The organism is Bacteroides sp. AF39-16AC (assembly GCF_003602735.1).
Lineage (GTDB): Bacteria > Bacteroidota > Bacteroidia > Bacteroidales > Bacteroidaceae > Bacteroides > Bacteroides uniformis.
Genome location: NZ_QTLN01000004.1, coordinates 18,782 through 31,116 on the forward strand (window position 1 = coordinate 18,782; position 12,335 = coordinate 31,116).

General features: G+C 48.9%; 7 protein-coding genes. 5 read left to right on the forward strand and 2 right to left on the reverse strand.

Annotated elements, in window-relative coordinates; translation table 11 throughout:
• Positions 1-178 precede the first annotated feature (178 nt).
• From DW039_RS05340 to DW039_RS05350, 3 genes are all read left to right on the forward strand, one after another.
• Positions 179-1,666: a TolC family protein gene (locus DW039_RS05340; RefSeq protein ID WP_005826781.1), complete on the forward strand. Its 1,488-nt coding sequence runs from the start codon at positions 179-181 to the stop codon at positions 1,664-1,666.
• A gap of 143 nt (positions 1,667-1,809) precedes the next feature.
• Positions 1,810-3,171, forward strand: coding sequence for a sigma-54 dependent transcriptional regulator (locus DW039_RS05345; protein WP_005835956.1), 1,362 nt, complete (start codon positions 1,810-1,812; stop codon positions 3,169-3,171).
• Positions 3,162-4,475 carry a PAS domain-containing sensor histidine kinase gene (locus tag DW039_RS05350; protein WP_120381776.1) on the forward strand — a complete coding sequence of 438 codons (1,314 nt, stop codon included), beginning with the start codon at positions 3,162-3,164 and terminating at the stop codon, positions 4,473-4,475. Before DW039_RS05345 ends, DW039_RS05350 begins: the two co-directional genes overlap by 10 nt.
• Before the next feature lie 26 nt (positions 4,476-4,501).
• Here the strand turns inward: DW039_RS05350 and aspD are convergent, their stop codons facing one another.
• On the reverse strand, positions 4,502-6,121 hold the full coding sequence (aspD, locus tag DW039_RS05355) for an aspartate 4-decarboxylase (RefSeq protein ID WP_120381777.1): 1,620 nt from the start codon (positions 6,119-6,121) through the stop codon (positions 4,502-4,504).
• Positions 6,122-6,397: 276 nt separating this feature from the next.
• Positions 6,398-8,092, reverse strand: a complete 1,695-nt coding sequence (gene aspT / locus DW039_RS05360) for an aspartate-alanine antiporter (RefSeq protein WP_120381823.1) — start codon at positions 8,090-8,092, stop codon at positions 6,398-6,400.
• Between the two features lie 188 nt (positions 8,093-8,280).
• Between aspT and DW039_RS05365 the strand changes: the two genes are divergently transcribed.
• Entirely contained in the window at positions 8,281-10,818 is a 2,538-nt protein-coding gene (locus DW039_RS05365; protein ID WP_120381778.1) for a DUF5686 and carboxypeptidase-like regulatory domain-containing protein, read from the forward strand.
• A 107-nt stretch (positions 10,819-10,925) separates the two neighbouring features.
• Positions 10,926-12,215, forward strand: a complete 1,290-nt coding sequence (locus DW039_RS05370; protein WP_008663727.1) for an inositol-3-phosphate synthase — start codon at positions 10,926-10,928, stop codon at positions 12,213-12,215.
• The last annotated feature ends 120 nt before the right edge of the window (positions 12,216-12,335 follow it).

Below are 12,335 nucleotides of genomic sequence, written 5' to 3' on the forward strand. Positions count from 1 at the left end.
TAATTGAACTTTAGAAGGATTTTTTCAGACTTTAGATAGAGACCGGTTGTTTTCTTGATATCGTCCGCTAACGGACATCCCCACTGTCCGAAAATGAACACTTACCCCTCTATGAAACCTTTCCGGCCACTTGGCACACTCTTTGCTTTTCTGTTTGCGACAATTTTAAAGATTGAACATGAAAAAGAATATTTTACTTGCAGTTTGTTTTTTGATGCCGTTGGCAACCATGGCGCAGAATGATACTTTGGGACATGAACGCAATATTACGCTGTCGGAGGCCATTGTACTGGCCCGTACGCAGTCTGTGGATGCTGCTGTGGCATTGAATGAATTGAAAACCGCGTATTGGGAATACCGTACATTCCGTGCGGACTTGTTGCCGGAAGTGAATTTCACCGGTACACTACCCAACTATAACAAGTCCTACAGTACCTACCAGAATTCCGACGGCTCCTATAGCTTTGTCCGCAACAATACACTGGGGCTGTCCGGACAGCTTTCGGTAGACCAGAACATTTGGTTTACGGGGGGTAAGCTGTCACTGACTTCTTCGCTGGATTATCTCAAACAACTGGGTTCCGGAGGAGCGAAGCAGTTCATGTCAGTCCCCGTGAGTCTGGAGTTGACGCAACCGGTCTTCGGAGTGAATACCTTGAAGTGGAACCGCCGTATAGAGCCCGTACGCTATGCCGAGGCAAAGGCCGAGTTCATTTCAGCTACGGAAGAGGTGACGATGAAAACCATCACTTATTTCTTTGAGTTGCTGCTGGCCAAAGAATCGCTCGCTACCGCCATGCAGAACAAGACGAATGCCGACCGCCTTTATGAAGTGGCCATAGCCAAACGTAAAATGGGACAGATATCCGAGAATGATTTGTTGCAGCTTAAACTGAATTCATTGCAGGGCAAGGCCGACGTGACTGAGGCAGAGAGCAACTTGAATGCAAAAATGTTCCAGCTCCGTTCTTTCCTCGGGGTGTCCGAGCAGGAAAGCCTGAATCCGGTGTTGCCCGCCACTGTTCCCGATATAAAGATGGAGTATGACCGTGTGCTGAACAAGGCACTGGAACGCAACTCCTTTGCACAGAACATTCGCCGCCGCCAGCTCGAAGCTGATTATGAAGTGGCAACGGCACGCGGAAACTTGCGCAGCATCGACCTCTTTGCCAGTGTGGGCTATACGGGGCAGAACCATGAATTCTCTTCAGCCTACCGGGACTTGCTTGATAATCAGATTGTGCAGGTAGGCGTCAAGATTCCTATCCTTGACTGGGGCAAGCGCCGCGGCAAGGTAAGAGTGGCAAAGAGCAACCGTGAAGTGGTCTTGTCCAGAATCCGTCAGGAACAGATGGACTTTAATCAGGACATCTTTTTGCTGGTGGCTAACTTCAACAACCAGGCGCAACAGCTGGACATAGCCGAAGAGGCGGATGTCATTGCTGAGAAGCGTTACAAGACCAGTGTAGAGACCTTTATGATAGGTAAAATCAGCACCCTGGACCTGAACGATGCACAGAACTCTAAAGACGAAGCCCGTCAAAAGCATATTTCAGAGCTGTACTACTATTGGTATTACTTCTATCAGCTCCGCAGCTTGACCCTTTGGGATTTTGAACGCGATACGGAATTGGAAGCTGATTTTGAAGAGGTGGTAAGAGGATAAGTCGACGGGTTGCAAGTGATAAGTTATGAGTTATTTGCCGGTAAAAGTACCGTATATGCGATATTATAGGTAAATAACTTATAACTTATCATTCATAACTCTGCTTTTTTACTTATTTTTGCGGGAAACAAACTACAATTTTTATGATACTGATAATAGACGACGATAGTGCTGTGCGCTCTTCCCTCAGCTTTATGCTGAAGCGTGCCGGATATGAGGTGAAAACGGCTCCGGGCCCTCGCGAAGCTATGGACATAGTGAGGGCCGAAGCTCCCGCCTTGATTTTGATGGATATGAACTTCACTCTTTCCACTACCGGAGAAGAGGGACTTACCTTATTGAAGCAGGTAAAGGTGTTCCGTCCCGATGTGCCCGTTATTTTGATGACGGCATGGGGAAGTATCCAGCTTGCCGTGCAGGGTATGCAGGCCGGCGCATTCGATTTCATAACCAAGCCTTGGAACAATGCTGCTCTTTTGCAGCGCATCGAGACGGCCCTTGAGCTTACGGCCGCCCCGAAAGAGGTGCCGGAAGAACAGACTACCGCATTGAATCGCAGCCATATTATAGGTAAGTCCAAAGGGTTGATGGAAGTGTTGAACACAGTGGCCCGCATAGCCCGTACCAATGCTTCGGTGCTGATTACGGGCGAAAGCGGAACGGGCAAGGAGCTGATTGCCGAAGCCATCCATATCAACAGCCAACGTGTGAAGCAGCCTTTTGTCAAGGTGAATCTCGGCGGCATCTCGCAGAGCTTGTTCGAGAGCGAGATGTTCGGCCATAAGAAAGGGGCGTTTACCGATGCCAGCGCCGACCGTATAGGGCGTTTTGAAATGGCAAATAAAGGTACTATCTTCCTCGACGAGATTGGTGACCTCGACCCTTCCTGCCAGGTGAAACTGCTGCGCGTGCTTCAGGACCAGACATTCGAAGTGCTGGGCGATAGCCGTCCCCGCAAAGTCGATGTGCGCGTCGTTTCCGCCACTAATGCAGACCTCCGCAAGATGGTGTCCGAACGTACTTTCCGTGAAGACCTTTTTTACCGTATCAACCTGATTACCGTAAAACTGCCCTCCTTGCGGGAGCGCCGTGAGGATATACCTTTGCTGGCACGTCATTTTGCCGACCGTCAGGCAGAGGTGAACGGCTTGCCGCGTACGGATTTCTCGGCCGACGCTCTGAATTTCCTTTCCCGCCTGCCTTATCCGGGCAACATTCGTGAGTTGAAGAATCTGGTGGAGCGTACCATTCTGGTCAGCGGCAAGCCGGTGCTGGATGCCACGGATTTCGATGCCCAATATCTGCGTCACGACGAACCGGCCAAAGCTGCCGAAGGTACTTCTTTTGCAGGTATGACCTTGGATGAAATAGAGCGGCAGACTATCTTGCAGGCGTTGGAACAGCATAAAGGGAATCTCAGTCAAGTGGCAGTGTCATTAGGCATCAGCCGCGCTGCGCTTTACAGACGTTTGGAAAAATATAATATTCAAGTCCCGTGCGCATAAAATTCTTTTTCTTCATACTTGTCCTTTTTCTGCTCGGTCTGGGTGGAATGCTGGTATATTTGCTGAGTGGGAAGCCGCCTTTGTATCTGTACGTATTGGAGGGGCTCATCGGGTTTATCCTTATCTATCTGATAGTATTCTATAATAAGATAGTGAAGCCGATGAACACCATAGGCAGCGGTATGGAGTTGCTGCGCGAGCAGGATTTCAGTAGTCGTCTCAGCCGGGTAGGGCAGTACGAGGCAGACCGCATTGTGAATATCTTTAACCGAATGATGGAGCAGCTCAAGAATGAACGGTTGCGCATGCGCGAGCAGAATCACTTCTTGGATTTGCTGATTCAGGCATCTCCAATGGGGGTTGTTATCCTGACAATGGACGATGAAGTGTCGCAACTGAATCCGATGGCGGTAAAGATGCTCGGTGTCCGTATGGAGGAGGCGATGACAAAACGGCTGGACCAGATGGACTCCCCGTTGGCTGCCGAACTTTCGTCCATTCCCAAAGACGAGACGGCAGTGGTCCGTCTCAATGACGCGAATATTTATAAATGCACCCATTCTTCTTTTATTGACAGAGGGTTCAAACATCCTTTTTTCTTGATAGAGCGTATGACAGAAGAAGTGATGCGTGCCGAGAAGCGTGCCTATGAAAAGGTTATCCGCATGATAGCTCACGAAGTGAACAATACCACTGCGGGCATCACTTCCACACTCGATACAGTGGAGCAGGCACTTTCTACAGAAGATGATATGGAGGACATCTGCGACGTGATGCGCGTCTGTACGGAGCGTTGTTTCTCGATGAGCCGTTTCATTACCCGTTTTGCAGATGTGGTAAAGATACCCGAACCTACCCTGGCACCCGTCCAGCTGAATGAGTTGGTGTCCATGTGCAAGCGTTTCATGGAAGGAATGTGCAATGACCGCAATATAGAGCTACGTCTGGAATGCGACCCAGAGGTGGGAATGGTGCGTATGGATGCTTCTCTTTTTGAGCAGGTGCTTGTGAATATCATCAAGAATGCCGCCGAAAGTATAGAGGGGGACGCCGGAGAAAACGGACAGCAAGGTGAGATAATAGTAAGGACCACTGCCCCCGCTTCTGTCGAAGTCGTTGACAATGGTCCGGGGATAAGTAAAGAGACCGAAGCTAAACTCTTCAGCCCCTTCTTTTCCACCAAGCCGAACGGGCAGGGAATTGGCCTGGTGTTTATCCGGGAAGTTTTGAGCCGTCATGGTTGCACGTTCTCCCTGCGTACCTACAGCGATGGATTGACCCGCTTCCGTATACTATTTAATTGAAAATTGAAAGTTTTACCTTTCACCTTTCAAATTCTGCTTTTAAAGAATTCTTTTGCATATTCGTCCAATATCCTTTTAATGCCTTGGCCGATGGTCGCATAGTCTTTCTCGTCCAGATTGGCGAGTGAGGCGCGCACGCTCCATTCGGGGCCGTCAAAACCACCGCCGTTCAGCAGCACCAGAGAGGTTTCTTTGGCAAGGCGGAAGACTACGTTCAGCGGGCTGTAGGTACGTTTCAGATATTCTACAAAGTCGTCCCCATAGAACTTCTTTGCCCAAACCAGCATGTCGATTTCTGTATAATAACCTACACGCAACGGGTCTTCCGTCAGCGTGAAACCGGTATTCTCCCAAAGGGCATGCAATCGGCGGCGGATAATCTCCTGCATCTTTTGCTTGTATTTGTTTTCCTTGTCCAGCAGGGCAAAGGCGGCGAAAAGGCCCATCTGCATCTGTTGTGGCAATGACAGTCCGGCGGTATGGTTCAGTGCCACCTGGCGACTGTCGGCAACCATACGGTCGATAAACTTCAGTTTTTCAGGTTCCAGAGTGAGGGTGGAGTAGCGGCGGTGCAGAATCTCCCGTTTCTCTTTCGGCAGTTTGGCTATCAGCTTGTCGAACAGATTGAATTCGTGCAGGGCAATGACCGCATTGCGCCATCCGGTGGCACCGAAGTATTTGGAGAATGAATAGACGCAAAGCGTATTGTAGGGAATTTCTGCCATGAACGAACGGAAGTGCGGACTGAATGTACCGTATACGTCGTCTGTAATAATCATCAGATTAGGGTTGTCATTCCTGACGATGCTCACGATGCGCGCCATTGTATCCGGACTGAGTGTGTAGCTGGGCGGATTACTGGGATTGGTGACAAAGAGGGCCTTGATTTTAGGGCTTTTCAAGCGGTCTATGTCTTCGTCGCTGTACTGCCAGAGGTGCATCCCTTCGTTATTCATGCGGTTGGCATGTATTTTGGTCACTCGAAACTGGTAGCGGCTGAGTTGTGGGATTTCAATATAGGGGGTAAAGGCAGGAACCATGAGGACGATGCCGTCCCCTTTGTTCAGCAGGAAGTTTTCCTGCAGGGAGTCGAAGATGTAGCACATGGCGGCTGTTCCACCTTCGGTGGCAAACAGGTCATAGGCACCCCGGGGAGGACGGTTGTCGCACATCTCTTGCGAAAGGTAATCTTGCACAAGGATTTCCGTAAAATGAAGGATGCGGTCGGGCACGGGATACTGGTCGCCTACAATGCTTTCGGTCCATTCGTGTACAAGGCTGTCGGGGTCGGCGGCATGCTGCATCAGCAGGTAGTTGTAGGTTTGTTCCAGCAATTTGGCACCCGGTGCGTTATTGTTCTTTTTCAGGAAGGCTTCGAAGCGGGAGGCAATGCCTTTTTTTTCGGGGATGCCTGCAATGCCCTCGGGCAAATCCATGATGCGACGGCACTCTTCCAGGCCGAAGCTTCCCAATAGGAAAAAGGCCTCGCGTGGAGCGGTTGCAATCCAGTTGGGGTTGCCGCGCCCTGCGTTCAGCATGGTACGGGCGGTTTTCTTCAGACTTTCGTCTGCCATGTCTATCAGGCGGTTCTTCAGTTCGAAAGGACTGATAGATTCCATTTTCTTTTCTAAAAGTTTTGTATCCATAAGCTCAAGTTTAGGTTCGTTATTTATTGTTTTCAGTCATTCGGCGAATAATCTCTGTTCATGCGGTATACTATTTCTTTCCTTGCTTGAAATTAATCGTCCGATATATGTTTCCTTTTCGTCCGACAGTTGTTGAATCATCGTCCGACAACTGTTGAATTATCGTCCGACAGCTGTCGGACGAATAGCTATTAGTGAATGGGTATATAGTCGCTTGCATTTCCGGCAATAATTCTTTGAATGATTTGGATTAGTAAGTATTGGCACAGAATCGTCTTATATTAGCAAAACGATGACTACACCCCATATTATTAATAAGGTATTGCCCACGGCATAGGTCACGGTGTATCCCAGAGCAGGTGTCTCACTCTCAACGGCATCCTGCACCGCGCCTAAAGCGGCCGTAGTGGTACGTGCCCCCGCGCAGACGCCCAAAGCCAGTGCCGGATGGAACTTGAAAACATACCTTGCCAGCAGCAAGCCGATAATCAGCGGCAGGGTGGTGGCGGCTGCTCCCACCAGGAACAGGCTGATACCTACGTCGTGGAAGCCCTGCACGAAACTGGGACCTGCCGAAATGCCCACTACCGCGATGAACATGTTCAGACCGACATTGTTCAACACCCATTGCGAAGGTTCGGGAATGCGCCCGAAGGTGGGGTGCTTACTGCGGAGCCAGCCGAAGAACAAGCTGGCAATCAATGCGCCGCCGCTTGTGCTCAAGCTGATGGGGATGCCGCCGATATGGACGGAAAGTGCTCCGAACAAACCTCCGACAAGGATACCCAGGCCTACGAATATCATGTCCGTCTGGTTGGTAGGGCGGTCTATATACCCCAGACGTTTGGCTGCTGCTTCCACTTCCTGCCTGGTACCTACCACTTCGATGACGTCGCCGGCATCTACTACCGTTTGTGCCAGCACGGGAATGGATATTCCGGCGCGCTTGATGCTCCGGATACTGACACCGTGCATGAACTTTTCCCTTCGGATAACTGCAACCGTCTTGCCGGCAACCGTCTTGCGTGTGATTGTAACCGGTAACTTTTCGGCAGGAAAATCCAGGAGCTGGGCATCTTGTACTTCCGGCCCTATCCAGCTTTCTTCGCCTATGATGTATTCGCGGCGTCCGCTTAGCACTACTTCGTCTCCCGGCTCTATCTGTATGTTCATGCTGACTTCCACCACAACTCCGGATTTGCGGAGGCGTTCCACAAATAGACGTTTGTCGTGCTGCCGGAAGTAGACTTCCAGGTCAATCACCCGCTTTCCATTCTTGAACCATTCGTTTTCGACCCGGTAGGCACGGAAAGTGACGGGGCGTGCCGCCGGCATGAATCCCGGTTCGTCAGCCAGAGAGCTGCCCATCTTCGCCTCCAGTTCCTTGCAGGCGGCTTTCACCTTTTCCAGCCCGCCTAGCATCTTGGGACCGATGGATGATAGGACCCATGCCGAGCCTGCCGTACCGAAAATGTAGGTGACGGCGTAGGATACGGGAATGATGTTGACGTAACTTTGTCGTTGGGCCTCGTCCAGTCCCATATTGGCCATGGTGTCTTCTGCCACTCCGATGACGGCGGAGATGGTTTGCGAACCGGCCAGCAGTCCGGCAGCTTCACCGGCATTGTAGCCCATCATCAGGGCCAGCAGCCAGGTCACTAACAGTACGGATACACACATCAGTACGGCAAAGCCTACTTGGGGTAATCCGTCCTTTTTCAGTCCGCGGAAGAACTGGGGACCCACTTTATAGCCCACGGCAAAAAGGAAAAGCAGAAAAAATACCGACTTTATCGGACCCGGTACGGCTATATTCAGTTGCCCTACCAGTACGCCTACAAGCAGTACACTGGTCACTGTGCCCAGCGTAAACTTACCGATACGCAGTTTCCCCAGCCAGAATCCCAGGAATATAGTGAGGAAAATGGCAAGTTCGGGGCGTTCCCTGAGCTGGTTGAAAATCCATTCCATAATCAAGTTGTTTAGGTTATATATTGGTTGTTCCGATGCTTTCTGGAGCGTCGTTTCGCTATACAACGGCTTTTAACGGGAAGTGTTTTATACAAAAGGAGTTTTTTAGAACATTTATTCCGTAAAACCGAACTTTAATAAAAAGTTTTCTTCCGTACCTTTGCCATCCAAATTAGGTAAAACAAGGTATGAAGTTGTTTTTTAGGGTATTTCTGCTTATCCAGCTGGTTACTCTTCCATTGAGAGCACAATATATGGTGCAAGGCGTTGTCACCGATTCGTTGACGAAGGAGCCATTGCCTTATACGTCAGTTTATCTGAAAGGAACTACGGAGGGAGGGATGACGGACAATAACGGCCGTTTTTCCTTCAAGACCTATCGCCCGGAGGCCACGCTGGTCATTTCGGCCGTGGGATATAATGAATATGTCCGGCTGATTCATCCTGCAAAGTCTTCTAAGTTCAATATTGCCCTTTCGCCAGCCACTTATGCACTGGATGAGGTGGTGGTGAAGCCGAAACGTGAACGGTATAAGAAAAAGGATAATCCCGCAGTGGAGTTTGTACGCAAGATGATAGAGCATCGGGATGACTACTCGCCCGACGAACGCGACTTCTGGAAACGTGACCGCTATGAAAAGATGACTTTTGCCATCAATAACTTCGACAGCTTGAAGCAACAGAAGTGGCTTTACCGTAAGTTCAAGTTTCTGACGGATTATGTCGATACCTCTGCCGTTACCGGCAGGCCGGTACTGGCCATCTCCAACCGTGAGTTGCTTGCCACAGACTATTACCGCAAGTCTCCGCATAGCCGGAAACAGTGGGTCACCGCCCGCAGGCAGGCAGGAGTGGACGAAATGCTTTCCCAGCAGGGTATGGAGCAGGCTATCAGTGTCACCATGACCGATGTAGACCTTTATGAGAACAACATCACCTTGTTCACCAATAAGTTTGTCAGTCCGCTTTCCTCCCTTGGGCCGTCTTTCTACAAATATTATCTGATGGATACGCTTACCGTTGCCGGAAAGCCTTGTGTTGACTTGACATTTGTCCCTTTCAACTCCGAGTCGTTCGGTTTTACGGGACATTTATACGTCATGCTGGACAGTACCTATTTTGTAAAGCGTGCCGTCATGAACTTTCCTCAGAAAATAAATCTGAACTTTGTGGACTACATGAAGATTGAACAGAATTTTGACCGCGCGGAGGACGGTACGAGGCAGTTGCTCAATGAGAGTATCACTACGGAGTTCAAGTTGGTGGACAATAGTGACGGTATTTATGCCAAGCGGGATGTGTATTACAGAAATTATCAGTATGAACCGGATGACAAGGCTCTGCAGGCTTTCCGAAAACCGGAAAAGGTGATTGAAGAGACATCGGCTTCCGGCTATTCGGAAGCATATTGGGATGCCAACCGCCAGGTGGAGGTCGGCAAGAAAGAGACTTCGGTGGACAAGATGATGGCCCAGTTGCGCAGCTATCCCGTTTATTTCTGGACGGAGAAAGTGTTGAAGGTGCTGTTCACGGGGTATATTCCCGCTCCGAAGGAAAAAGAACCTTTGTTCTATATCGGTATGATGAATACCACTATCAGCGGAAATACACTGGAAGGGGTGCGCTTGCGTGCCGGCGGTATGACGACGGCATGGCTCAATCCGCATCTGTTCGGTAGGGGGTATATGGCATACGGTTTTCGCGACCATCGTGTAAAAGGACTTGCCGAACTGGAATATTCTTTTCATAAGAAGAAGGAATATGCCAATGAATTTCCTATACATTCGTTGAAGCTCCGTTACTTGTCAGATGTCAATCAATATGGACAACACTATCTTTATACCAGTCAGGACAATGTTTTTCTTGCTTTGAAACGTCAGAAGGATGACCGTATCGGTTATCAGCGGAAGGCGGAACTGACCTATACCAATGAGTTCCATTCCGGTTTTTCCGTACAGATGACGACGCGTCTGCGTAAAGATGAATCATCCCATCTGATTCCTTTCGTCAAGCAGGACGACCATAATACGTATGTAAAAAGTATTTCGACCAGTGAACTGGAATTGAAGCTGCGCTATGCTCCCAACGAGAAATTCTTCCAGACCCAATGGAACCGTTTCCCCGTTTCGCTGGATGCTCCGGTCTTTTCGCTTACACATACCATGGCTGCCAAAGGGGTACTGGGAGGAGACTATACCTATCACTATACGGAAGCGGGTTTTCAAAAGCGTTTCTGGTTCTCAGCATTCGGTTATACGGACGTTATCCTGAAGGCCGGGAAAGTATGGAACAAGGTTCCTTTCCCTTTGCTCGTCATTCCCAACGCGAACTTGTCCTATACCATACAGCCCGAGTCCTATTCACTGATGAATGCCATGGAATTCATGAACGATGAATACGCTTCCTGGGATGTGACCTATTACTTGAACGGCTGGCTCTTCAACCGTATTCCTTTGTTGAAAAAGTTGAAATGGCGTGAAGTGCTTTCCTGTCGCGGCTTGTATGGGAATTTGAGTGATAAGAATAATCCGGCTTTTCAGCAGGATTTGTTCCGTTTTCCTGCCGGCAGCACTACAATGGGGCATACGCCATACGTAGAGGCAGGTGTAGGTGTTGAAAATATTTTCAAAGTATTGCGTGTCGATTATGTATGGCGTTTGACTTACCGAAATTTACCAAATATAGACAAATCCGGGCTCAGAATCAGTCTACACATGACATTTTAACTTAAATCTTACTAATAGGACATTAAATCGGATAAAATGACTAATCCCAATTGAGTAAAATACCCTAAATTTGAGCAATTTTTTAAACTCTAAATAATACAATGGCAATGAAAGAAAACATTAAGCCGGCAACCGGACGCCTGGGCGTGCTGGTAGTCGGAGTAGGTGGTGCGGTTGCAACCACCATGATTACCGGTACATTAGCTGCTCGCAAGGGCTTGGCAAAAGCTATAGGCTCAATCACACAAATGGCTGCTATGCGCATGCAGGATGGCAAAGAGAAACTTATCAAAGACATAGTGCCTTTGGCTGATTTGAATGATATCATTTTCGGCGGTTGGGACATTTTCCCGGACAACGCCTACGAAGCTGCTATGTATGCCGAGGTTTTGAAAGAGAAAGACTTGAATTTGGTAAAAGACGAACTGCAAGCCATCAAGCCGATGCCTGCTGCATTCGACCACAATTTTGCAAAACGTTTGAACGGTACGCATATTAAGAAGGCTGCTACTCGCTGGGAAATGACAGAGCAGTTGCGTGAGGATATCCGTAACTTCAAGGCAGCCAATAACTGCGAGCGTATTGCTGTGCTGTGGGCTGCAAGTACCGAAATATATATTCCTCTGTCCAAGGAGCACGAATCTCTCGCTGCTTTGGAACAGGCAATGAAGGAAAACAATACTGAAGTAATCTCTCCGAGTATGTGCTATGCATATGCTGCCATTGCAGAAGGCGCTCCGTTTATTATGGGTGCTCCTAATCTGTGTGTGGATACTCCAGCCATGTGGGAATTCTCCAAGAAAATGAATGTGCCCATTTCCGGTAAGGACTTCAAGAGTGGCCAAACTTTGATGAAGACGGTGCTTGCTCCGATGTTCAAGACCCGTATGTTGGGTGTAAGCGGCTGGTTCTCTACGAATATTCTGGGTAACCGTGACGGCGAGGTACTCGACCAACCGGAGAACTTCAAGACAAAAGAGGTCAGCAAGCTGTCTGTTATCGACAATATCTTCGAACCGGAGAAATATCCTGACTTGTACGGTGATGTTTATCATAAGGTACGCATTAACTACTATCCTCCTCGTAAGGATAACAAGGAAGCATGGGACAACATCGATATTTTCGGCTGGATGGGCTATCCGATGGAAATCAAGGTTAACTTCCTGTGCCGTGACTCCATTCTTGCTGCTCCCATCGCGCTCGACTTGGTTATTTTCAGTGATTTGGCATTGCGTGCAGGCATGTGCGGCATCCAGACGTGGCTGTCTTTCTTCTGCAAGAGCCCGATGCACGATTTTGAGCATGAGCCAGTACACGATTTGTTCCAGCAATGGCGCATGGTGAAAGAGACTCTCCGCAACATGGTGGGTGAAACTACACCAAGTTATTTGGATTAAAAAAACAGTGATAAGGTGATAGAAATAAGGTGGTAAGGTGATAGAGTGATAGCACTTTACCACTTTATCACTTTTATTACTTTATTGCATTTATCACTTTACCGTTTTTATCGCATTTAT

Excerpts from the sequence above, each read along its gene's own strand:
- DW039_RS05340 (WP_005826781.1), top strand. The coding sequence starts at position 179 with ATGAAAAAGAATATTTTACTTGCAGTTTGTTTTTTGATGCCGTTGGCA.
- DW039_RS05345 (WP_005835956.1), top strand. The coding sequence starts at position 1,810 with ATGATACTGATAATAGACGACGATAGTGCTGTGCGCTCTTCCCTCAGC.
- aspD (WP_120381777.1), bottom strand. The coding sequence starts at position 6,121 with ATGGATACAAAACTTTTAGAAAAGAAAATGGAATCTATCAGTCCTTTC.
- aspT (WP_120381823.1), bottom strand. The coding sequence starts at position 8,092 with ATGGAATGGATTTTCAACCAGCTCAGGGAACGCCCCGAACTTGCCATT.
- DW039_RS05365 (WP_120381778.1), top strand. The coding sequence starts at position 8,281 with ATGAAGTTGTTTTTTAGGGTATTTCTGCTTATCCAGCTGGTTACTCTT.
- DW039_RS05370 (WP_008663727.1), top strand. The coding sequence starts at position 10,926 with ATGAAAGAAAACATTAAGCCGGCAACCGGACGCCTGGGCGTGCTGGTA.